Source organism: Asaia sp. VD9 (assembly GCF_037150015.1).
GTDB lineage: Bacteria > Pseudomonadota > Alphaproteobacteria > Acetobacterales > Acetobacteraceae > Asaia.
On the sequence record NZ_JBBCQM010000001.1, the window covers coordinates 23,980 to 47,725 of the forward strand.

The following is a 23,746-nucleotide window of genomic DNA, read 5'->3' on the forward strand; positions in this document are numbered from 1 at the left end:
GTCATGCCCAGTCTCCAGCAAGCGTCTTACGAAGAACTTCACGCCGCGTTCCGCTCAGGCGACACGATGCGCTGCCTGGAGGCAGCACGGTTTCTGGATAGGGCCTCTTCCGGCGGTCTTCATCCGTTGGGACAGCTCATGCCTCACGCTGAGGCGGCTGATCGACGAGCGGACCTCCTCGCCCTCGTCGAGGCGCTCGCCGATCATGCCCCCTATGATTGCCGTCTACTTGAGCTACGCGGAAGCCTGCTTCTCCAGATCGGCCGTCTTGACGAGGCGATCGACGCGCTGACACAGGCCTTCTCACGTCGTCCGGCCCATCTCCCCGCCATGGGTGTTCTGGCGAGCGCCTACACCCAGGCGGGCCGCTTTCCGGAGGCGCGAGAGGTCTTGCAGAAAATGCACGATCTCGATCCTGGCGATCCGAGTTCGGTTTCCAATATTGCCTATCTTACCGCAGCGATGGGCGACATGGTTCCAGCGCTCAATCTCTATCGACGCGCCATCATGCAGAGGCCCGATCATCCGCAGATGCGGCTCAATTATTCGATCGCCTTGCTCAAGGCAGGTTTTTATCAACAGGGCTGGGCGGAACATGAGTGGCGTTTCCAGCTTCCAGGCCATACCAGTCTGCCTCTGTCACGCCTCCTCCCCACCCTGACCCCCGGCCTCGATCTGAATGGCAAGCATGTGCTCGTCACGCAGGAGGAGGGGTATGGCGATACGTTCATGTATCTGCGCTACCTCCCCCTGCTTGCACGCCATGGTGCGCGCATACGCGTCTGGGGGGCGGACATCATGGCTGATCTTTGCGCCAGGGTTGAGGGTGTGGAAGCGGTGCAGTTCGGCGGTGAGACGCCGCCCTATGACTATCACTGCCCTTTCATCAGCCTACCCCGCGTTTTTTCGGCCAGCGAAACGCCGTTCGGAGCGGTTGTCCCCTACATTTCCGCCGACAAGGACAAGTCAGCCCGCTTCTCGGCTCTCATGAGAAAGGAGCCATCCCTGCACGTCGGTCTGGTCTGGTCAGGCGCGCCGCGTCGCGACCAGACGGAGGCGTTCATGCTCGATCAGCGTCGCTCGATGGCGCTCGAGACGCTTCGTCCGCTTTTCGGCCTGGCCGATGTCTCATTCTATAGCCTTCAGAAAGGCGATGCTGCGCGGCAACTCGATGAAGGTCGGCTCAGGGGCGGCCCCAGTGACGGGCTGGACACAGGCATCACCGACCTTATGCCACATGTCGAGACCATGGATGACAGTGCGGCCCTGATCGACAATCTCGACGTCGTGGTGTCCGTCGATACCTCGATGGTCCATCTCGCTGGGGCAATGGGTAAAACGGTCCTCCTGATGGACCGGGTCAATCCCTGCTGGCGTTGGTTGACGGACCGGCAGGACAGCCCATGGTACCCGAGCCTCACCATCTACCGGCAACAGCGCGCCTGGGACTGGAGTGACGTCGTCTCCTCCGTGCGCGACCGCCTTATCGACGAAGCCAAACGGAAACGCTCATGACCCCTTCGCCCTATGCCGCAGCAAGAGCCCGGATCGACAGCCTGCTGCAACGACCCGGACGCGTCATTCTTGGTCTCGTCGGCGCGCCCGGCGGGGGTAAATCAACCCTCGCCGCGCGCCTTGCCACGGACTATCCCGAGCAGGCACTCGTGGTGCCGATGGATGGCTTTCATCTCGCCAATTGCGAGCTGAAGCGTCTCGATCGTGCTGGCAGAAAAGGCGCTCCAGATACGTTCGACGCGCCGGGCTTCGTCTCCCTGCTCCAGCGCATCCGCAACCAGGCGCAGGAAATCGTCTACGCCCCGCTTTTCGCGCGTGAGATCGAAGAGCCCATCGCGGGTGCTATCCCGGTATTGCCCGAGCGCAAGCTGATCATAGTCGAGGGAAACTACCTGCTTTGCGACGGCCCCTGGGCGCCGGTACGGCACTATCTCGATGAGAGTTGGTTCGTCGCCACTGACGAGGTGCAGCGCAATGCCTGGCTTGAGGCACGGCATGTGCATTTCGGTCGCACGATAGAGGAGGCGCGGCACTGGATCGCCGTTACCGATGCGCCCAATGCCCAGATCATCCTGCAGACACGCGACAAGGCAGACTGGTCTTATATCCCCGAACCGATCCCGACAGCGGGATAGACCGGGGAACAGGCCCATCCCGAAGCGCCCGGATTGCGTCCCTTCGGTCTAAGTCCTTCGCCACCTACTGATGACAGGACTCCCCGGGCAAGGTACCCCGCGCAAGATACCCTGGGCAGGATCCCTCCCGGACAAACCAGCGAGCCCGCGCGAAGTCCCCTTTCGATCGGTCGCGATCCCTTGCGTCCCGAAGGAGACACGTGATCCTCAGTAGTCGAAGCCGTAGCTTAGCCCGATGCTCGATCCCGGATCATTCTCCGGGGTGGTGAAGCCGGTAACCTGACCGCCTGTGCCGACCGTGGTGTTCAGCTTGAGGCGTTTGGTGAGATCGACCTGAACCTGAGCCTGCGTTCCTGAACCGCTGGTCGCCTGCTTGGCCCCTACATAGACGCCTTTCATGACGTATTTCCCCGCCTCGAGACTGGCTCCGCCGTTATTGACGCCGCTGCCGCCCCCGACAGCGAGACGATCCAGCCCCAGAAACCCCCTCACCGTGTTGAGCGGGTCAAAACTTGAGGCACCGCTGAGCTGAGCAACCGCAGCAGCGAGGCTGGCAAGCTGGGTGGGGGAGAGCGAGGCCGTCGAACTGCCAAAGAGCAGCATCGACAGCACCTGATCGCGGGGGAGCGATGGCTGGGAGGTGAAGTCGATCTTGGGGGCGCTGGCATATCCCCCGACGACGAGGCTGGCGAGCGTCCCCTGTACATTGCGGTCCGCCCTGAAATCGAGTGAAGGATCGAGCTTGTGATCGACTCCGGATCCATCGAAAGCGACACGTCCCTTGGTAAAGTTGAGGTTCACCCCAGCGAGGTTGAAGAAGCCACGCCGCAGATCGAACCCGCCCGAGATATCGGGCGCCGTGCTCAGTCCGCCGACATGGAGCTTCCCCGACATCTCGGCGTCGAGCCCGTGTCCTCGCACGAAGAACTCGCCTGGGGAAATCACGGAGATATCCAGCCCTATCAGTAAAGCAGAGCCTGAAACCTCTTTCTTCTGCCCCGGACGGATGACCGTAAGCTGAGGAACGGATGCAGGCATTGAATTAGGGATGTTGACGATCACCGAGGGCAGACGCACCTCGCCCCCGACATCCAGCCGTGTGGAAAGCTGACCATGAATATGGAGATCGGAGTCGATCACCGCAGTCAGAAGATCGCTGGTGACAGGCTGCGCCTTGCGCGCTGTGATTGTCAGATCCACCGGCAAACCTGGGCGCAATGCGCCAATGGAGCCCGCGAGCGCGATGGACCCTCTGCCCGCATGGGCCTGGATATTCTGGAGCGTAAGTGTGTCATTGGCGGCCAGGATCGCACCGTTGATCCCGCTTAGCCTGACCCCCTGCCCGTAATGGGCAAAGCTGATATTCTCCAGGGTGATCCGACCATTCGCCATGGGGGCCGTAGCAGGCCCGCTGACGGCGAGATCAATGGCCGATTTACCCGAGAGAGCCATGCCCTGCGCGCCGATGATCGCATTCAGCATGGACAGATCGACTCCGCCGGTCAGCTTGAGACCGAGCGTACCAGAGGCTGAGAGCGGTGCCACGCCCGAAGCATGAAGTGCGAGATGAGGTCCGGCGTTCGCCTGAGCCGTGAGCTGGGCAGTCTGCCCTGCCAGAGTGGTATTGGCCTGCAGATCAAGGGGGGGCAGGGATTCTCCTCCCCCTGAGCGCATACGAAACCCGCGCAATGCGACCGAGGCCGTCCCTGAGGGATTATCGAGACGACCGCCAAGATCAGCCTGAAGCGACAGAACACCCTGCGCATCAAATCCTGAAATAAATGGCTTCGCGAGAGCTGGGGTGACCTGAGCGACACGCAGACGCAGTTTGAGGTCCGGCTTGAGGCTTCCGGCGATATCCAGCGTCGCGGGTGCAACGCCAGGCGGTGCAATGGCAAGTTGCAACCGATCGACCGAAAGGGTCTCGCCAAAGCTGACCCGGCTTTGCCCCTGCAAGCGCAAGCTTTCCCCTTTGACCGATGCCGAGAGACGATCCAGTCTGACGGCCTTGTGGGTGAGATCGAGCAGAAGCGCCGTATCGATCGAAGCCGGTGCCGACAGGACATTCTGGAAGGCACCATTAAGGGAAAGGGCGAGCGCCTCGAGCGGGCCCTGCGCGCGCAGCTTTGCCGCCCCCGTGATCCCTTGCGCATCGATACCCTGGATGTTCAGACCAACCGACATATCGGGGTGATTGATCGGATCCCGTATGGTTCCGCTCAGATCCAGCGCCCCGATACGGGCCTGTGGCGCCTGCGCGCCCCCCTTGAGCGAGAGCGTCACGATCGGAGGCTGGTCTGGCTGAGGGTCAGAGGTCCGCAAATCGAGGGCAAGATGGCCGCCGAGCCTCTGACCAACGAGAGCGCTGAAATCGTTCAGGTTTCCAGCCGTTACTGCCAGAGTGCCAAGGGGAAGTGCCGCGCCAGAGGGGAGTGTTAGATGGCCCTTGCCGGTTAGGCTGGCCCAGTCGAGGGCATTGAGCAGCAGCTCCGCGCTGCCATCCTCATGGCGCGCAAAGGCCGAATCGAGCGAAAGCGGACGCCCGTCGAGCTTGCCCTCGGCGCGCAGCGTGCCCTCCGGCGCACGAGGAAGATGCAGCACAGCCAGATCGACCGCGAGAGGTCCCTCACTGACGTCATGCGCCCCGACCGCACCCTTCATGTGTACCCTTGCAGCGAGATCCTGCATCGGGCCTTCGGCATGGGCGCTCAGAGCAAGATTGCCGCGTATCTGCGGGGCAACGCGCTGCAAATCGGGCAGAACGAGCAGCATGTCATGATCGAGCCTGCTCTGCGCCCCGAGCACAGCAACACCTTGATCGTGCAGATGCAGGGCCTGTCCGTCGAAAGTCAGGTCATTGACGCGGATCGTCCGGCCCGATTTATCCTCTGGAGACGCCAGCAGATCGAGGGTGAGCTTTGCGTCCTTGCCAACCAACGCCACGGCCTGACGCAGACCAGAAGTGAGCGAAAGCGTATCCGAGAGCTTCAGCCGGGAATCGCCGTGCGCCTGCCAGAGAAAATCGGCATGAGCGACGTTGTGTCCTTCGAGTTCCACATGACCGATCCCGGCTAGGGGCTTCAGATCTGGCAGCACAAGATCGACTACCCCGGCGATACTCGGCTTGAGCTTCGCCGAGGCATCGAGCTGAAAGAGCGGGTGACGCAGCGCAAGGGTGAGCGGTAGTCCCTCCGCGTTGGGGAGCGCTGATAATGAGGCCTCGATGGGGGCCTGGGCAAGAAGCGCGCTGGGCACACCCGGCACCCGCACGCCATCGGCCTTGAGGGTCAGTGCGAGACGATCGGCTCGTGGTCCCTTCCCCTCATCACCGGTAAAGCGAAGCGCCAGATGGGTAAGGCCCGCCCCGGCGGCTGAGAGGGAATCGAGATCGAGCGCACCTTCCCCCGAGGGCGCCAGAAGATCGCCTCTGAGCGATGCGGAAAGGGCAAAATTTTGCCAGGCCACCCCCGCCATCGGGCTCATAGCCGGGGTCGACGCCGAGATCCCGAGCGTCCCCCGATGCACCGGGAGATTGATGGTCCCATGGACGTCAGCCTTCACCACCCCTGCCTTGAAGCGCATGGCAAGCTTGCTGGCCACGACGGGACCGGTCGTATCGAGCGTGAGCGTCAGAGGGTCGAGCATCTTGAGCCCGGCCATTTGCGTTATCAGACCCCCATCCTGCTCCTCAACGCCAATATGCAGATTGGCGATACCCGGGGGCGTCGCAAGCGTCAGCGCCACATGGCCCTGCCGGTCGAGCCGGGTCACATCGAGACCCAGATCCGTGACAGGCAGATGCCCAGGCTGCAGACCATCGATAACCGGAGCGAGATCGGACAGGGTCATATGCCCTCTCACCGCCAGGGACATGGGCATCCCGATCAGGGACTTGCCGATCTCTCCACGGTCGATAACGAGTTGTCCAAGCGCGATACGCAGGTGGAGCGTGGACGGTGTCGAAGGCGTCGGGGGCTGCTGCGGGGCGGCTGGATCGGCTTCAGGAAGACGCATAAAGCGAAGCTGCTGCGCCGAAAGCAGGGAGGCGCGGACCGTTTTATGCAGCAGTGCCAGCGGGGACCAGTGCAGATCGAGCCCGTCAATCGTGAGATAAGGGCCAAGATGATCCTGAACACTCAGATGGGCCAGATGAAGACGATAGGGAAACGTCCCTCCGAGCCCGTCGATCTTCACCATGCCCCCGGTCACGGAGGCAGTCTGCCTTTCAATGGTGCGTTGCCCATACGGAATATTGGCAAAAACCAGCACACAAGCTACCGCAAGGACAATCAGCGTCACGGGAAAGACCACTAGCAGACCAAACGCCCATTTCAGGAGGCGCCGCAGCCGGGAGGACTTCGCAGGGGCGGGAGAAGCAGAGCTGGCTTGCGTCTCTTGCGGGCGCTTCGTCATCAGAATGTTTCTCCGAGGCCGATATAGAGCTCCCATTTATCGCCATGGGGTGGCCGGTTTGCGGGCAGCGCCACGTCCAGCCGTACCGGACCGATAGGCGTATAGTAGCGGACGCCCGCGCCGTAACCGACGCGCAGCTTACCTTGGAACGGACGGCTACCCATCCCGACCTGACCGGCATCGACAAAAGCCGCCGCGCCGAAACTCTTGAGAATGCGCTGGCGATACTCGACCGACCCAGCATCGAGCGACGTGCCGCCGATACCGTATTTGCCGTTCTGCGGACCGACGCCCTGATAGCGAAAGCCGCGTACCGTGGCGGGGCCGCCCGCGTACAGACGCTGATCGGGAGGAATCTGATAGGTAGAGGCGCCCTGCACGGATCCAACGATACCGCGTATCGCGATGATGGAGCGTCCCGGATCGCTGATCCCGATACGATGCAGATCAACATAGGTCGAGGCGCCCGCACTCATGATCGTGAAGAAGGCGCTCCCGTTCTCGAGAGACTCAGACGGGGTGATGTTTACATTCGCCCGCATGCCATGTGTCGCCGGATCGATGGGATTGGACAGTTCGGTACTGTCATAGGTCGCGCCGAGCGGAGCCTGGATGATCAGATAATCCGTCGAAACACCGAATTGCTTGATGTTCTCCTGCTCTGCCAGAAGGCTACCTGAAACACTCCAGTACTTGTTCAGCTTGCGGATAAGCCCCCCACGAATCAGGATTGCCGTCTGATGATAGGAATACAGAAGCTGCCTGATGCCCTCGACACGAAGGCTCAGATTCTGGTTCCGCCGCATGAAGTCAGGCTTGAGGAAGTCGGCATAGACGTCATAACCCAGTCCCTGTTGAGCGGAGCCGCCCAGACCGGTCACAAGGGCTGTCAACTTGAGCTGCTCCGCCCCTCCCAGCAGATTACGATGGGTCCAGGTCGCTCCCACGCGGCCTCCAAGATCGGTCGAATAGCCAATTTGCGCCGAAACCGTATGGCGCTTGCCCTCCTGAACCGTGAAACGCAGGGGCATGGCCTGACTGGTGCCCGTCCCTGCGCGTCCGCGCGCCAGTACGACCAGCGGCGGGGCATCATGAACCCCTACCGAAGAAAAGATACCGACACCCGCAAGATCCTGACGGGCAGCCTCGATCTTGCTCGGTTGATAAAGCTGCCCCTCATGGATCAGCAGCCGTCGCCGCAGGAAATTCTCGCGTGTCCGGCCGAGCCCCTCAAAGCTGATCGGGCCGATATCCACCACAGGCCCTACACCGACCGCAACTTCCACATTGAGTGTCTTTGTAGCGGGCTGCAGATAGGCGATGGGCGTGCCTATATTGGCCTCGGCATGCCCCTCTTCCTGCAGGAAATTCTGCAAACGGGACTGAGCGGCGAGAACATCGGCGGCGATCGCCTTCTGACCACTCGCAAGACCAAAAGCCTTGAGTTCCGCAGCGGTGAGGGACACAGGGCTATCAACCGTACCGGGGGAAGACGCAGCTGCGCCCGGCTTTTCCCCTGACGGTGGCTTGGTCCCGGAGGCAACCGACGGCGCGGCCTCATTCTGAAGCGGCCCTCTGACAAGCGTAACGGTCCCGAGATGGAATTGCGGTCCGGTGACAGGCTTGATGGTGATACGCAGCTTTTCGCCATGCGGGACGGTAGCGAGACGATCCGGCAACGCAGGATTCTGACCGTCTATGGTCTTACCACCGGGCAACTGGACCGTAATCACGACCTTGCCCGCGTAAAATCCCCGGCTTTCGAGCGCGGATTGCACGCGTTCATAGTCCCCCCTTATTCGCCCTGCGAGCGCATAGGGATCAACGGCATGGGTCTTCTGCAGGGTCACCAGACTGGAAGAAGCCTGCACCATGGGGTCAAGTTCAGGATCGGAAGACGGTGTGATGACAACGACATAACCATCATCGTGATCCGACTTCCTGCCTTTACCGCCTTTTTTCTGAACGCCCTTGCCGGGAGCGACATCTGCAGTCGATGCGGCCGGACTTACCCCTTCTGGGGCCTGAGCAGGGGATGCGACCCCGGCAGCCGGCTCGCCCGTAGATGGCGCGGCCTGGGCCGCGACCGCACAGGAAAAGGAGCCGCCAAGCGTCAGAACAGAGAGGAAGTACTGCGCATGGCGGGGTAATGAACTCTGCAAATACCGGCCGTATCGGAAAAACGACCGCGAAAAAGCTTGATTGAATGACAGCAATGGGGCTCCCGCTGTTTTTTCGATCCCGACACGTGATGCATGAAAAGAGTGTCCGGATCATGTCACGGGCGGCCAGGCATGAAAAGCTGCGGTGTGACCTGAATGTTGCGACAAGGCAGATTCGGAACAATCTTCATGAAATCGTCGCGGTAACGCGGTTGTCCAGCATGTGGATTTCGCGTTAGGTATCGGGCAATGACTGACGCGATCACGCGCCGCCGTCCCGCCAGTGACGCTTCCGGCCCCGAATCCTGGACCGCCCCGCTTGTTCAAGCCCCGGGGCACCGCCTTGTTTGTCGGCTGCGTGCAATACGGCGCATGAGCCTGTCCTGCCTGTGGACGCTGGCCGCCAGCATACCCCAGCGCCTTCTGCTGCGCCGCCCTGGTGCTGCAAAAATCCGTTTTGCCCGTTTCTACTGGGCAACGATCTGCCGCATTCTCGGATTACAGGTACGCGTGGTTGGTGAGGCAGCGGGGACGATCCGTGACAGCGCTGCCGTTCGGAACGGCGAACGGCCGATCATTTTCGTTGCCAATCATTCCTCCTGGCTGGACATCGCCGTTGCCGGTGGGGTGCTTCCTACCGTTTTCGTCGCCAAGCAGCAGATCGCCGACTGGCCCGTCATCGGCACGCTGGCACGTCTGGGTCGGACCATCTTCGTCAGCCGACAGCGCAACAATACGGGGCGGGAACTGCAGGCCATGACCGATCGCCTCAATAATGGCGACAATCTCATCCTCTTCCCCGAAGGGACCTCGACGGATGGCACCCATGTGCTGCCCTTCATGTCGTCCTTCTTCGCTATTGCCAAGCCGAGCCGCGTCGATACCTCCCTGCCCGCCCCGCCTTCCGTGCTGATTCAGCCCGTGTCGATCGTCTATGACCGGCTCGATGGCCTGCCCATCGGTCGCGCACGTCGCACAGCACTCGCATGGTATGGGGACATGGATCTGGCTCCGCATATCTGGTCGGTCACACAATGGCGCTCGCTCGGCGCGACAGCCATTCTCCATCCTCCGGTCGATCCAGCTGATTTCCCGAGCCGCAAGGAGCTGTCTCTGGCCGTTCAGCAGATCGTGGCGGAGGGCGTTGCACAGTTGCATCACAACCCCGACCATCCTGAGGCGGCGCATCACTGATAGGCGGCGGGCCCTTGCCGCAACGGCATTCTGCCTCAAGTCGACACGGCACGGGTCGAATATTAGCCATGCATTTACCGGGCCGTTCGGCTACAATGACACTAGAGCATTTTCAAAACGGGCTGCCGCGTCAGAAATCATCCTGCCTCGCAGTAGGCGGTTTCCCCTCTCGCAGCCCCGACAAGCGCCCTCGGGCAAAAGGTAAGGACACGTGACGGTCGAGACGATCACAGGCAGCAAAGCCCCCTCCCAGAAAGACATGGCCAATACGCGCGGCCTGCATGTCATCACCTGGGGCTGTCAGATGAACGTCTATGACAGCGCGCGTATGACCGACGTTCTCGCGCCGTTGGGCTACAAGCCGGTGACTTCGCCTGAGCAGGCGGAAATGGTCATTCTCAATACATGCCATATCCGGGAGCGCGCAGCCGAAAAGGTCTTTTCAGAGCTCGGGCGCCTGCGCAAGATCAGCGAAGAGCGCGAATCCGCCGGGCTCAATCGCTCGATCATCGCTGTTGCAGGCTGCGTGGCCCAGGCGGAAGGCGAGGAGATCCTCGCCCGAGCGCCCTATGTGGATATCGTTCTCGGCCCGCAAACGTATCACCGCCTGCCCGAGATGGTGGCCCGCGCTGCCCGCGCCGGCGGGGCTGTGATCGACACGGACTTCCCTGTCGAGATGAAGTTCGATTTCCTGCCAGAGGCCTCGGCGCCTCAGGTAGAAGGTAATCTCACAGCGTTTCTCACCATTCAGGAAGGCTGCGACAAGTTCTGCTCGTTCTGTGTCGTGCCTTATACGCGTGGCGCCGAAACCAGTCGCTCCCTCCCCTCTGTGCTGAGCGAGGCGCGCCGCATGGTCGAGAGCGGCGTGAGGGAAATTACGCTTCTGGGCCAGAACGTGAATGCCTATCATGGCGATGACGGCGATGGCGGTACAGCCGATCTGCCCCGACTTGCCGCCGCGCTCGCGGCTCTGCCCGGGCTGGAACGCATCCGATACATGACCTCGCATCCCCGGGACATGGATCAAGCGTTGATTGACGCCCATCGCGATAACCCGGCTTTGATGCCTTTCCTGCATCTGCCGGTCCAGTCGGGCTCCGACCGAATCCTCAAGGCCATGAACCGCGGCCATACCGGCGATGAATACCGTGCCCTGATCGCAAGGCTGCGTGAGGCCTGCCCCGATCTGGCGCTGTCCTCGGATTTCATCGTCGGTCATCCCGGCGAGACGGAAGAAGATTTCGAGGCGACGATGCAGCTCGTGCGCGATATCGGCTTCGCGCAGGCATTCTCGTTCAAGTATTCGCCCCGTCCCGGCACACCCGCTGCGGGTCAGCCTTTCCAGGTGGACGAAGCCGTCAAGGACGTCCGTCTGCAGCGCCTGCAAGCACTGCTGCGCGAACAGCAGGACGCGTTCAACGCCGATATGGTCGGTCGTACCCTCCCCGTGCTTTTCACGGGACGCGGGCGCAAACCGGGCCAGATCACCGGGCGTTCACCCTATCTGCAACCGGTTCATGTCGAAGGCTCGGATGAGCTCATCGGCCAGACAGTGCCGGTTGTGATAACCCAGCGACTGACCAACTCGCTGGCCGGTACACTCTTACGGGAGAGAGTCTGCGCTTGAGCCACCCCACGGCACCCCAGTCGCATCCCGAATACGGGACAAATGACCGTAACTCCAGGCGGCACCTCCCGCCTGAAACCCCTCCTGACGCACAAGGCCAACGCACCTCGGCGCTGAGATTTGGAGATAACATTCTCCTGCAGCAATTGCTGGGTGATCATGACCGCCATCTTCTTCGGCTCGAACAGGGTTTCGATGTCCGCCTGACCTGCCGTGGCAACAAGATTGCCATCACGGGTGAAGCCGCGTCGGTCGCGCGCGCTCAGGCCGCTATCACCGCGCTGTACAATCAGCTCGAACATGGCGGCAAGATCGACGGCCCCGTCGTGGACAGCGTGATCCGCCTCTCGGCCCTGCCCCGCCCCGGTCGTGGCACGGAAACGCGCAGCACACAGCGTGAAACTCAGACACGTGCCATCGAGACCCCCCGCAATGATACCGAGGGGACGACGCCTTTCCTCGATCTGCCCGCCATCAAGACCAAGCGGGGCGCCATTGCGCCACGCTCGCGCGGTCAGGCAGCCTATATGCAGATGCTGGCCAAGACCGAGCTGACTTTCGGCATCGGACCTGCTGGCACTGGCAAAACCTATCTTGCCGTGGCGCAGGGTGTCGCCATGCTCCAGGCGGGTCAGGTGGACCGGATCATTCTTTCGCGTCCCGCTGTTGAGGCAGGTGAACGCCTTGGCTTTCTGCCGGGCGATCTGCGTGAGAAGATCGACCCCTATCTGCGCCCTCTCTACGATGCGCTCAATGACATGCTGCCGGGTGATCAGGTCGCGCGACGCATGGCCAATGGCGAGATCGAAGTGGCGCCGCTTGCCTTCATGCGCGGGCGCACCCTCGCCCACGCCTTCGTCATCCTCGACGAAGCCCAGAACACCACCCCGGCCCAGATGAAAATGTTCCTGACCCGTATGGGACAGGGGGCACGCATGGTCATCACCGGCGATCTCAGCCAGATCGATCTGCCCTCGGGCGTCGCATCCGGACTGCGTGAGGCGGTAGAGACCCTTGAAGGCCTGCCGGGAATTGGTATTACGCGTTTTGAGTCCGCCGATGTCGTCCGCCACCCGCTCGTGGCGCGTATCGTGGACGCTTATGATCAACGAGTGGCTGCGGCACGGGATTACTCCCGAGGCAGGTCGCGCCGGGAATACAATGGAACCTCGAAGTAGTTTGACCCAATCCGCCGAAGAACCGTCCTCTATAACGAGGGCGGCGCTTCGCTCACGTCTGGATCTGATCGTGGCCGATCGCCGCTGGCGCGCCAGCGTGCCCAATCTGGAAGCGCTCGTTGCGCGATGCATTGAGGCAAGCTGGCCATGGCTGGATCGCGATCGCATCCCCGCCTTTCTTCTCGCGGGGGATCACGCCATCAAGGCGCTCAACGCGACATTCCGTGACAAGAACAAGCCGACCAACGTCCTCACTTTCGAAGAGAACGGGACATTCGGCGACGGCGATATCGCGCTCGCCTATGAAACGGTCCGCCGTGAGGCGCAGATCAGCGGCAAGAAATTCCCGCACCATTTCGCGCATCTGGTCGTTCATGGTCTGCTGCATCTGGCGGGTCACGACCATCATCGCCCGGACGAAGCCCGTCTGATGGAGATGATCGAATCCCGCATCCTTGCGCGTCTGGGTATTCCCAATCCCTGGCGTCTGGGCGGGGGGCGCGGCGCATGAGCGAGAGCGACGAGCACCGCCAGCGCCCCTCGAAAGGGCTATTCGGCATCTTCAACCGCAAGGGGCGTGAACAGGGGTTGCGCCTCTCGATTGCGGCCCTAGTGGAAGAGGCCGCGGCCCCCCATCCGGAAACCGGTACGCGCCCCGAACTCGACCGGCAGGAACGCGCGCTGATCACCAACGTGCTGCATCTGCGCGAAAAGACAGCGGATGATGTGATGGTGCCGCGCGCCGATATCGTCTCGATGTCAGCCGATATCACGCTCGACGAGGCTCTGGCCTTTATGCGTCGCGAGAATCACTCGCGTGTACCGGTCTACCGCGAGCATCTCGACAACGTCATCGGCATGATCCACGTCAAGGACCTCATCGCCTATATCGGCACCTCGGAGGCCTTCGATATCGAGCCCTTGCTGCGTCAGCCCTTACTGGTTGCCCCGCAGATTCCCGTGCTCGATCTGCTGCTCCAGATGCGTCAGAGGCGCACCCATCTGGCCCTGGTCATCGATGAATATGGCGGGGTGGATGGTCTGGTGACCATCGAAGACCTTGTGGAGACAATCGTTGGCGACATCTCGGACGAGCATGACGAGCCCGTCTCTGCCATGATTTCCGAGCGCGCCGACGGCTCTTTCGACCTCGATGCCCGTCTGCCCGTTGATGAACTCGAAGGCTTCATGGGGCCACTACTGACCGAAGCCGAGCGTGAAGCCGAGATCGAAACCGTCGGCGGTCTCGTATTCCGCCTCGCGGGGCATGTCCCGATCCGTGGGGAGGTCTTCACTCATGAGAGCGGCCTCGTCTTTCGCGTGACCGATGCCGATGCGCGTCACATACGCGCCCTCAGAATGCGTGTACCAGCCTACTGGGTTCGCAGCGACGCGGAGACGTCCCATCGCGGGGATGACAAGCACTAGCGATTCCTGGCGATCAAGAGGCCGTCCGCGCTTGTCGGGCAGGCCGCCTCTTGACGCCGCGTGGCTTCCGGTCTTCAAAACTTTGACATCATGACCCGGGAGTGTTCTTCAATGTCTCTATATCGGCGTAGTTTTCTGGCGGCCCTGCCAGCCCTCGCGCTCATCCCGAAGGCACGCGCCGAGGATAGCCGGCTGACTCCGCGCACATTGGGCAACCCCAAGGCGCCGGTTACGGTCAATGAGTGGTTTTCGCTCACATGCACCCATTGCGCGCATTTCGAGATGACCGTCTTCCAGGACGTCAAGACGAAGCTGATTGATACCGGCAAGGTCTTCTATGTCTATCATGACTTCCCGCTCGATCAGATCGCCCTGCTGGGTGCCATGGTGGCGCGCTCCCTGCCGGTTGATCGCTACGTACCCTTCGTCAACTCCATGCTTGCCAGCCAGGATCGCTGGGCCTTCGCGCGCGACGTGAACCCCAAGAAGCAGATCCAGCAGATGGCGGCTCTTGCCGGAATCTCGGCCGATCAGTTTGCCAAGATCGATGCAGATGATGCATTCCGTCAGGCGCTGGTCGCCCAGCAGGATTCGGACCAGGCCAAGTACAATATTGGCGGCACGCCGTTCTTCATGTTCAACAACCAGCCCTATAACCAGGAACTTCTGACATTCGAGGCCTTCGAGGCCGAAGTGAAGAAGGCTGGTGGCTAAGCAGAGGACCCCGCTTTTCGCGTATGTCAGCCAAGATCACGCGCCTGCGGATAGCGGGTTTCAAGAGTTTTGCCGATCCTGCCACGATTGATATCCTTCCCGGCCTGACAGGCATTGTCGGGCCGAACGGATGTGGCAAGTCCAACGTGGTCGAGGCCCTGCGTTGGGCCATGGGAGAGAGTTCCGCCCGTGCCCTCCGTGGCGGGGAACTTGACGATCTGATTTTTGCAGGCACCAGCGCCCGCTCCGCCCGTTCCCTCGCTGAGGTTACGCTCTGGCTTGAAGAGGCCACAGGGCTGGCCCCGCCCCCCTTTAGCGAGACGGATGGGCTCGAGATCTGCCGGCGGGCCGAGCGCGGCTCCGGCAGCGATTTCCGCCTCAATGGTCGCGCCCTGCGCGCGCGCGACATCACCACGATGTTCGCCGATCTGTCTTCCGGCGCGCGCAGTTCCTCCATCGTAAGCCAGAACCGCGTGAGCGCGCTCATCAGCGCTAAGCCGGAGGAGCGACGCTCGCTGCTGGAAGAGGCTGCGGGTATCAGCGGGCTCCATGCCCGGCGTCATGATGCGGAACTCAAACTGCGTCAGGCTGAGGGCAATATCGCGCGCAGCGAGGATCTGCGCCAGCAGATCACAAGCCGCCTCGAACAGCTCGATGCACAATCGACGCAGGCGCGCGCCTATCGCAGCCTGTCAGAATCCATACGCGAAGACGAAAGTGCGCTCTCCTGGCTTGTGCACAGGCGCGCGGCGTTGCTGGTCGAGCGCACGGAAGGGCTTTTGCAAGAGGCCGAGCGCCAGCGCGATGAAGCTGGTCAAGGCGCAGACATGGCCGAGCAGGCCACAATTGCCCACAAAGCGCGCGTCCAAGCGTTACGCGAGACAGTAGAATCTGTACGTGAAGCCCGCGACAAGCTGCGCCTGACGGCTGAAACCTCGCGGGAATCCCTGACCCAATCGCGCGCTGCTTGCGAGCAGGCCATGACGCGTCAGGCCCAGAACAGTGCCGATCGGAGTCTGGCACAAGCGCGTCTCGATGAGGCACTGGCGCGCCAGGATGCGCTGAAGGAGAGTCTGGATCGCCTCGACATCATGCTTCGCACCCTCCCCGATACGCTGACGGTCCAGGAGAAAGCCGCAGAGCAGGCGGAACTGGCCTTGCGACAAGCCGAAAGTCAGGTCGCTTCTCTTACCGCGTCTCTGACACGCGACCGGCTCGCCGCGCAGGCCCTCGCCAAGGACCATGAGACGACCGCGCAGCGTATCCTGGCGCTGGAAAGCGATGAAGCCCGTCTGACCGAGGCGCTCGCCAATGTGCGCGCCCAGATGCCCGATGAGGCCGCTCTTCATGCGCTGCAAAAGGCATTGGACGAGAAGCGCAGGACCCGACAGGACCATGACGCGCGCATCGAAGGACTGAACGGGCAGTGTCAGGATGCGCGCCTCTCTCTCGCCGATGCCGAGCAAAAGGCGGGGCAAGCCCGGCGAGAGGCCGAACAGGCGCGCCTCTCGCTCGAGGCCCTGCACACGCGTCAGAAGGCCCTCCTTGTGCAGATCGCCGCTCACGAGACCGAACTCGCTGCGCTTGATGAGGCGCGGCTTGGCGACGAAGCCCTGTCCCAAGAGGACGCCCGCGCCATCACCATGGGCGGGGCGCGTGACGCCGCGCGGCAGCAAGCGGACGCGCATCAGGCGGCGCATGCAGAAGCCCAACAGGCTCTGGCGGCCATCGAGGCCGAGATAGCCGGCGCTGCACGCCAGCGGGAATTGCTCACGAAGGAGCATGACCAGGCCAATCAAGCCTGCGCCCGGCATGATGCTCAGATCCAAGGCTTCGCGGCCCAGCGCGACCACCTCCTTGCCGAGATGCCCGATGATGCACTCCTGGCCGGGGCACGCCAGCAGCGTAAGGACGTTGAGGCAAGTCTCGTCACGCTCAATGCCGAACGTGAGACGCTTTCGACGGAACGCAATAGCGTACGCCAGGACTGGGAACGCGCGCACAAGGCCAGCCAGACGGCGACGGCCCATGTGATGGCCCTCAAGGTGCAGTACGAGGCGCTCAGGGCGACAAGGGAAGAAACCTCCCTGCCTGATCCGCTGATCGAGGCGCTGGTTATTCCGGCCGGGCTCGAGCGCGCCCTCGCCGTAGCCCTGGATCAGACGATCGAGGCGTCACTCGACGCCACACAGAGCCGTGCCTGGCTACTCCTTCCTGAGCAGGCCTCTCAACCGTTACCGCCTGGATCCACGCCGCTCAGCGCGCTCATCCGCGCACCTGAATCGCTTGCCCGCTGCTTCTCAGCAATCGCCCTGATAGACGATCCGACGATGGGCAAGGTTCTTCAACCTTCCCTCCTCCCCGGACAATGTCTTGTCAGTCGTGATGGCGGGTTGTGGCGCTGGGACGGGTATTGCGACACGGGGAGTCTTCCGTCTCGTGCCTTGGGACCTGTCGAGACCGTCGCTCGGTTGCGCGCGCTGGAAGAGGAGATCCGGGCTTCTGAAACGGCTCTTCCCCCCCTGCAGGCCCAGACGTCAACGCTTGAAGCACGCGAGCAGACGATTGCCGCGCGTCTTGAAGCGCTGCGGGAGGCCTTGCATCGTGACGAAGCGCTTCTCCCCAAGCTCCGGCGGGAGGAAGATGCCCTTTCCTCCCGAGCGGACCGCGTGACCAGCCAACTCGCGCAGCTTGAGCAGAGGCGCGAAGAGGCCATGATCCAGCGCGAGGAAATGGGGCGTCGTGCCGACGCAGCCCGCGAGGCGCTGGCTGAACTCCCCTCGGAAGCGAGCATGCAGGGGCAACATGCGCAGAGACAACACGCTGCAGACACGGAAAAATCCCTGCTTTCCCAAGCTCAAGGCAACCTCCGCGACGCGGATACAGCCTATGCCGAGGCGCGAGAGCACGCGACCCGCTGCAGATTGCAGGAGGAGGCGCGCGCCGCAAAAGCCACGACGCTCACGGGCGTGCTCGCTCAGGAAAAGCGCGATCAGCAGGATATCGCCGCGCATTGCGCTCAGCTTGAGGCGCAGGATCATGAAACCGCGCTGCGCATCACCCAGGAGATGCTGCAGTCAAACCGCGCGACGCTGACCCTCGTTGAGAAAGAGCTCACCGCAGCACGCGGCGCCGGAGAGACGCTTGGACGCGACATCGGAGCGGCGAGCCGAGACCTTCAGACGGCGCGGGATCTGAAGCTGAGCCTGACCAGCCGTCTCTCCGCACTGGTTCCTCAGCATGAGGCCCTCGTTTCAAACCTGACAGAGATGCGGGCTCATCAGACAACCCTCGCGCCGGTGCCCGATCTGACGCCCAGGGAACGAGAGCTGGACCAGTGCCGGGAACGGGAAGCCACCAGCCGTCAGAATGACCTGACCTGCCGTGAGGCGCTACGCGAAACAAAAGCCGCGCTGGAAAAGGCGCTGCAGGAAAAGGAACAGACGATCTCGCGGCGCGTCGAGACGCTGAGCACGATCGCGGCACTGGAAGAGGACCTGCAACGCCTCGCCGAACGTGTCGCCGAGGGAGAAAAGGAGATTGCCCGTGCCAGCGCTGAGGCTTCGCGGCTCGAAACCGTCACGCTAGAAACGGCCGAAGCGCTGTCGAGAGCGGAAAGCGACTTTGCATCTGCCGCCGAGGCTCTGGCCGAAATCGATTCGGCCATCGAGGCTCTCTCCCGTACACGGCGTGATGAGGAGCAGCGCTGCGCGACAGCTCGAGAAAACGCAATACGGCTGCAGGAGCGCCTCGAACAGGCGCGCGCCCAGTACGCCAAACTCGACGAGGGCCGGGCCAATACGCAGGAAGAGACATTCGACCTTCCGCTCACCGAACAGAGCGAGACGAGCTTGAAGCGTCGCCTGGCGCGCAACCAGAAGGAACGCGAGGCGCTCGGACCCGTCAATCTTCTGGCCGAGCAGGAATATGCCGAAGCCCATAGCCAGTCAGAGCATCTGGCGCGCGAACACGACGAGCTGGAATCAGCGATCAATCGCCTTCGCGGATCAATCAACGCCTTGAAAAAGGAAGGGCGGGAGCGCCTACAGGCGGTATTCGTCGAGGTCGATCGCCATTTCCAGGCGCTGTTCAGCCGCATGTTCAACGGTGGCAAGGCCCATCTCGGCCTTGTCGGCAGTGACGATCCGCTAGAGGCTGGTCTTGAGATATTCGCCCAGCCTCCCGGCAAGAAACTCTCGACGCTTTCCCTGCTCTCAGGGGGCGAGCAGGCGCTCACCGCACTTTCGCTCATATTCGCTACGTTCAAATGCCAGCCTTCCCCCCTCTGCATTCTCGATGAGGTCGACGCTCCGCTCGATGATGCCAATGTGGAACGGCTGTGCAGCCTGCTCAAGGATATGGCCGAAGAGGCCCAGACGCGCTTTCTGGTTGTTACCCACCATCAACTCACCATGGCGCATATGGATCGACTGTTCGGCGTGACCATGCAGGAGCGCGGTGTCAGTCAGGTCCTGTCCGTCGATCTGTCGCTGGCGGCCAGCTTTGCCGAGAATGGGTCACTGGCAGTGGCTCCCTGAGGCAGAAGGGTTATAACCATGTCTTTATTGTGTTTTTCTCCCGATCCTGCCCATAATGACGGTTTCGACATGAAGTAGCTCCGAAAGGCCGATCCGATTTCGTTCTCCCCACCTCCCCCACCCGATCTTTCACGACTGAGCGCCGGTCGCGGGTTGCGCGTGGTGGGCGACGTTCATGGCGATCTGACGGCTTTCGAACACGCTGTGGCGACCGATCGTTTCATCATTCAGCTTGGTGATCTTGTCGATCATGGGCCCGATAGCGCTGGCACGCTAAGGCTCATGCTGGACCTCATCGATGACGGACGTGGATTGTTCATCCTCGGGAATCACGACCGAAAGCTCGGCCGGGCGCTAGAGGGCAGAAGGCTGCGGCGGGATCCGCCTCTGGAAGAGACGCTGAATCAGCTTTCTGGACCCGTTCAGGCGGGATTGCGCGAGCGCGCCTATGAGGCCATCGCTCAGGCCCCCGCCTGGATCGTGCAGGATGAGTTGATCTTCGTCCATGGCGGGTTCCATACCGACATGCTGATCGAGGCTCCCCCTCCGGCCCTGGGCTCGATGACACCGCTGTTGTCGCGCGCGCTCTTTGGCGAGACAACCGGCCGCATGCAGCCTGATGGCTACCCCGAGAGGCGGCTGCGATGGATCGATCATATCCCCGAGGGCCATGTCGTTTATTGTGGCCATGACCGCCGCTCGACCGATGGCCGACCCTGGATCAGGGACGGACGCAACGGGGGTCGCGCCATTTTCACTGACCTGGGCGCCGGAAAAGGCGGCCATCTTGCCTGGATTGATCTGGATGTCTGAACAGGAAACACGCGCGCTTCTCGAACAGCATCGCCAGAGCATCGATAATATCGATGCGGCGCTGATCCATATGCTGGCGGAGCGCTTTCGCCAGACCCAGGCCGTGGGCGAGCTCAAGGCCCGTTCCGGTCTGCCTGCCGCCGACCCTGCACGTGAGGCGCGTCAGATCGAGCGCCTGCGCCAACTTGCAGTCTCCGCCCGGCTCGATCCTGACTTCGCGGAAAAGTTTCTTGCCTTCATCATCCGGGAGGTGATCCGTCATCATGACTCAATCGCCGGGCGCAGCCCGCGCTGATACGGAAACGGAGATGACGGCGCATCACATCATTTTCGCCAGACATGCCCAGGCTGCCCCCGAGGCGTGGGGAGGTCTCGACCGCAACAGGCCGCTCACCGAACGGGGCCAGCTTGACGCGGAGCATCTCGCCCACGCAATCGCAGCGCTCGACATCGCTCTGGCCGGTACGCATCTATGGCACAGCACCGCCACGCGGACGAGCCAGACAGCGGCCAGCATTGCGGCCTGTCTGCCCTCCTCACGCGTAGTGCTCGGGCTCGATGCCCTGTACGATCTCGATCTCTACGGCATGCTCGAACTCATCCGGGAGACGCCGGGTTCAGTCCGCACGCTGATCATCGTCGGGCATAACCCGGTGATCGCCGAAATCTGCCGCCATCTCGCCAGTGATGCGATTGACGGGCCCATCGCTCGAGAGCTGATGAAAGGCTTCGAGCCTGCAACGGCGGCCATGTTCGCGGTCGCTTCGGACTGGGCCGGGCTCTCTCCCAACACCGCCACGCTTGGCGCAGTGCTTCCACCCGGGTGAAAACGGCCTCATGGCGCGCTTTCGCGGCCCGCCATTTCGGACGGAGTTCACCCATATGTTGATTGCCCCATCGCAGTTAACTTCGTAAGGCGTTTTTCCATGGCTGATCACGACACAAACGGATCCACTCCCGAAACGGCGACCCTCAGCATTGGCGAGCGCTCTGCCGAATTTCCCCTGCTCAAGGGTACACTCGGCCCCGATGTGGTCGATATCCGCAAGCTCACCGCCCAGACCCAGATGTTCTCATTTGATCCGGGTTATGGGGAGACGGCGTCATGCCAAAGCGCCATCACCTTCATCGATGGCGATGAGGGCGTGCTTTTGCATCGCGGTTACCCTATCGAGCAGCTTGCCACCGAGGCCAGCTTTGTCGAAACGGCTTATCTCCTGGCCTATGGCGAGCTGCCCAATCGTGATGCGTATGACCGGTTTCAGCAGGATCTGAAGGAGCAGGCACTCCTTCATGAGCAGATCAGGAACTTCTTCAACGGCTTCCGTCGTGATGCCCATCCCATGGCCATTCTCTGCGGTACAGTGGCGGCGCTCTCAGCCTTCTACCCTGACGCCGTCGATATCTCCAACGAGGCCTCCCGCGACCTCTCCACGCGCCGCCTGATTGCCAAGGTGCCGACCATTGCGGCCTGGGCGTACAAATATACGGTCGGTGAACCTTTCGTATATCCTGATAACAGCCTGACATTCTCGGAAAACTTCCTGAAGATGCTGTTTGCGCGACCGAACGCCGAATACAAGGTGAACCCGGTCCTGGCGCGCGCGATCGATCGCATTCTGATCCTGCATGCCGATCATGAGCAGAATGCCTCGACCTCTACGGTGCGTCTGGTCGGTTCGACAGGCTCGAACCCCTTCGCCTGCATCGCGGCAGGTATCGCAGCGCTCTGGGGCCCCGCTCATGGCGGTGCCAATGAGGCCGTGCTGGGAATGCTGGCGCAGATTGGCACGAAGGAGAACATTCCGGCCTTCATTGCTCAGGTGAAGAACCGTGAGAGCGGCGTCCGGCTGATGGGCTTTGGCCATCGCGTCTACAAGAATTTCGACCCGCGTGCGAAGATCATGGAGCAGACCTATCATGAGGTCGTCTCCGAGCTCGGGCTGAAACATGACCCGATGTTCGACCTTGCGGCCGAGCTGGAGCGTATCGCGGTCAATGACCCCTATTTCGTCCAGCGTCGCCTTTATCCGAATGTCGATTTCTATTCGGGCCTCATTCTCAAGGCCATGGGGATTCCGACGTCGATGTTCACCGTCCTCTTCGCCGTCGCCCGTACGGTAGGCTGGGTCAGCCAGTGGCGCGAGATGATCGAGGAGCCAGGGCAGCGTATCGGCCGGCCGCGCCAGCTTTATGTGGGCGAGACACGTCGCGATTTCGTACCGCTTTGCCGCCGCAGCTAACCTAGGCCTGAAGCGGGCAAACAAAAAAGCCGAGGGACATGCCCCCGGCTTTTTTTTGTTCCATCATGGGTAGAACGCGATTCCTGTCCCTGCCAGGCCTCAGGCTCGCCCCTCGATCTCAGCAATCGCAGCCTGGGGTCGCGCCCTTGTCCTGACGAACGATATGATGATCGATCCATTCCGACACAAGACGGCGTGCCTCGTTCAATGAAGCCTCCGGATGGTGGATACGATAAAGGGTCGTGCATGCGGTGAAAGCCTGGATGTCAGGCTGGCCCACTTCCCGCAATTCTTCGTACGCCGTGATCACGGCGCGTTCGCACTTTCGGGAAATGCGGTTGAGATCGACAGTCACGCAAACTGATCCTAGTTGAGAATTATTTTCAATTGGCGCATTCTAAATCTTTTCCGATGGTAAATGCAAGCACGGCCTATGGAACGAAAGCGCGAGGATTTTCTCTTCTTATTTGTCTTACTTTTCTCGCAAAGGACAGATAATCCTGCATCGCTAAAGATTATGGAGTGATAACAGATGGCTCTCAGCAACGAGATCAATGGTGGCGCGGTTCGTCAGACACAATGGGACCGGGATGCCGCGCTGACCACGGCGCGTATCCTGCTGGAAATCAAGGCCATCAATTTCCGGCCTGACGAACCCTACACACTGACCTCGGGCTGGAAGTCCCCTGTCTACATCGATTGCCGCAAGATCATCTTCTTCCCGCGTGCCCGCGCCAAGATTGTCGAGCTCGCTGTCGAGAAAATCGGCCGCCATATCGGGTATGAGAGCATCGATTGCGTAGTCGGCGGTGAGACGGCCGGCATCCCGTTCGCCGCCTGGATTGCGGATCGCATGATGGCGCCCATGGCCTATGTGCGTAAAAAGCCCAAGGGCTTTGGGCGCAACGCCCAGATCGAGGGCGATGTCCCGGAAGCCATGCGCACGCTGCTGGTTGAGGATCTGACCACGGATGGCGCTTCGAAGGTCCGTTTTGCCAATGCGCTGCGTTCGGCGGGCGCGCTGGTCGATCATACCTTCGTCGTGTTCTTCTATGGCGTTTTCCCCGGTGCGCAGAAAACGCTGGCCGACATGAATGTATCCCTGCATTCGCTCTGCACCTGGTGGGACGTGCTCGAGGCCTGTTCAGGGGCCAATTACTTTTCGGAGAGCGATATTCACGAGGTCCGTCGCTTCCTGGAAGATCCCTGCGGCTGGTCCAAGGCCCATGGTGGCGTCGGCAGTGCCGAGGAGGCCGCAGCCCTCAAGGCCAAGGCGGAGGGCTGAC

The 23,746-nt window shown here is 61.7% G+C and carries 17 protein-coding genes; 14 read left to right on the plus strand and 3 right to left on the minus strand.

The features are described 5' to 3' along the window. The first annotated feature begins 3 nt into the window (after positions 1-3). Both WFJ47_RS00135 and WFJ47_RS00140 read left to right on the plus strand, forming a co-directional pair. The gene (locus tag WFJ47_RS00135; RefSeq protein WP_336760008.1) at positions 4-1,515 is read left to right on the plus strand and encodes a tetratricopeptide repeat protein; all 1,512 of its coding nucleotides are present in this window, start codon (positions 4-6) and stop codon (positions 1,513-1,515) included. Next, positions 1,512-2,150: a nucleoside/nucleotide kinase family protein gene (locus WFJ47_RS00140; protein WP_336760010.1), complete on the plus strand. Its 639-nt coding sequence runs from the start codon at positions 1,512-1,514 to the stop codon at positions 2,148-2,150. Before WFJ47_RS00135 ends, WFJ47_RS00140 begins: the two co-directional genes overlap by 4 nt. A gap of 207 nt (positions 2,151-2,357) precedes the next feature. Here the strand turns inward: WFJ47_RS00140 and WFJ47_RS00145 are convergent, their stop codons facing one another. After that, positions 2,358-6,563, minus strand: coding sequence for a translocation/assembly module TamB domain-containing protein (locus tag WFJ47_RS00145; RefSeq protein ID WP_336760012.1), 4,206 nt, complete (start codon positions 6,561-6,563; stop codon positions 2,358-2,360). Beyond that, on the minus strand, positions 6,563-8,725 hold the full coding sequence (locus WFJ47_RS00150) for an autotransporter assembly complex family protein (RefSeq protein WP_233582223.1): 2,163 nt from the start codon (positions 8,723-8,725) through the stop codon (positions 6,563-6,565). Before WFJ47_RS00150 ends, WFJ47_RS00145 begins: the two co-directional genes overlap by 1 nt. A gap of 249 nt (positions 8,726-8,974) precedes the next feature. On the opposite strand from WFJ47_RS00150, the gene WFJ47_RS00155 reads away from it, so the two are divergent. The 11 genes from WFJ47_RS00155 (at position 8,975) to WFJ47_RS00205 (ending at position 22,460) form a co-directional block, all read left to right on the plus strand. After that, positions 8,975-9,919: a 1-acyl-sn-glycerol-3-phosphate acyltransferase gene (locus WFJ47_RS00155; RefSeq protein WP_127103543.1), complete on the plus strand. Its 945-nt coding sequence runs from the start codon at positions 8,975-8,977 to the stop codon at positions 9,917-9,919. Positions 9,920-10,178: 259 nt separating this feature from the next. Further along, entirely contained in the window at positions 10,179-11,546 is a 1,368-nt protein-coding gene (gene miaB / locus WFJ47_RS00160) for a tRNA (N6-isopentenyl adenosine(37)-C2)-methylthiotransferase MiaB (protein ID WP_127103550.1), read from the plus strand. 113 nt (positions 11,547-11,659) lie between these two features. Next, positions 11,660-12,724: a PhoH family protein gene (locus tag WFJ47_RS00165; RefSeq protein ID WP_336760626.1), complete on the plus strand. Its 1,065-nt coding sequence runs from the start codon at positions 11,660-11,662 to the stop codon at positions 12,722-12,724. Positions 12,725-12,794: 70 nt separating this feature from the next. After that, positions 12,795-13,235, plus strand: a complete 441-nt coding sequence (gene ybeY / locus WFJ47_RS00170) for an rRNA maturation RNase YbeY (RefSeq protein ID WP_336760017.1) — start codon at positions 12,795-12,797, stop codon at positions 13,233-13,235. Beyond that, on the plus strand, positions 13,232-14,152 hold the full coding sequence (locus tag WFJ47_RS00175) for a hemolysin family protein (RefSeq protein ID WP_336760018.1): 921 nt from the start codon (positions 13,232-13,234) through the stop codon (positions 14,150-14,152). Before ybeY ends, WFJ47_RS00175 begins: the two co-directional genes overlap by 4 nt. A gap of 111 nt (positions 14,153-14,263) precedes the next feature. Continuing rightward, a complete protein-coding gene (locus tag WFJ47_RS00180) occupies positions 14,264-14,866 on the plus strand; it encodes a thioredoxin domain-containing protein (protein WP_127103547.1) in 603 nt (200 codons plus the stop codon). 23 nt (positions 14,867-14,889) lie between these two features. Continuing rightward, positions 14,890-19,404, plus strand: coding sequence for an AAA family ATPase (locus tag WFJ47_RS00185; protein ID WP_336760021.1), 4,515 nt, complete (start codon positions 14,890-14,892; stop codon positions 19,402-19,404). Between the two features lie 96 nt (positions 19,405-19,500). Next, the gene (locus WFJ47_RS00190; protein ID WP_336760628.1) at positions 19,501-20,217 is read left to right on the plus strand and encodes a metallophosphoesterase; all 717 of its coding nucleotides are present in this window, start codon (positions 19,501-19,503) and stop codon (positions 20,215-20,217) included. Next, a complete protein-coding gene (locus WFJ47_RS00195) occupies positions 20,210-20,512 on the plus strand; it encodes a chorismate mutase (protein WP_222547693.1) in 303 nt (100 codons plus the stop codon). The genes WFJ47_RS00190 and WFJ47_RS00195 overlap by 8 nt, the downstream gene beginning before the upstream one ends. Then, positions 20,481-21,044: a histidine phosphatase family protein gene (locus WFJ47_RS00200; protein WP_336760026.1), complete on the plus strand. Its 564-nt coding sequence runs from the start codon at positions 20,481-20,483 to the stop codon at positions 21,042-21,044. The genes WFJ47_RS00195 and WFJ47_RS00200 overlap by 32 nt, the downstream gene beginning before the upstream one ends. A gap of 99 nt (positions 21,045-21,143) precedes the next feature. Next, complete coding sequence (locus WFJ47_RS00205) at positions 21,144-22,460, plus strand: citrate synthase (RefSeq protein ID WP_127101039.1); 1,317 nt, start codon at positions 21,144-21,146, stop codon at positions 22,458-22,460. 118 nt (positions 22,461-22,578) lie between these two features. Here WFJ47_RS00205 and WFJ47_RS00210 read toward each other — a convergent pair whose 3' ends face one another. Next, the gene (locus tag WFJ47_RS00210; RefSeq protein ID WP_127101041.1) at positions 22,579-22,815 is read right to left on the minus strand and encodes a hypothetical protein; all 237 of its coding nucleotides are present in this window, start codon (positions 22,813-22,815) and stop codon (positions 22,579-22,581) included. 177 nt (positions 22,816-22,992) lie between these two features. On the opposite strand from WFJ47_RS00210, the gene WFJ47_RS00215 reads away from it, so the two are divergent. Next, positions 22,993-23,745 carry an orotate phosphoribosyltransferase gene (locus tag WFJ47_RS00215; RefSeq protein ID WP_336760033.1) on the plus strand — a complete coding sequence of 251 codons (753 nt, stop codon included), beginning with the start codon at positions 22,993-22,995 and terminating at the stop codon, positions 23,743-23,745. Position 23,746 lies beyond the last annotated feature (1 nt).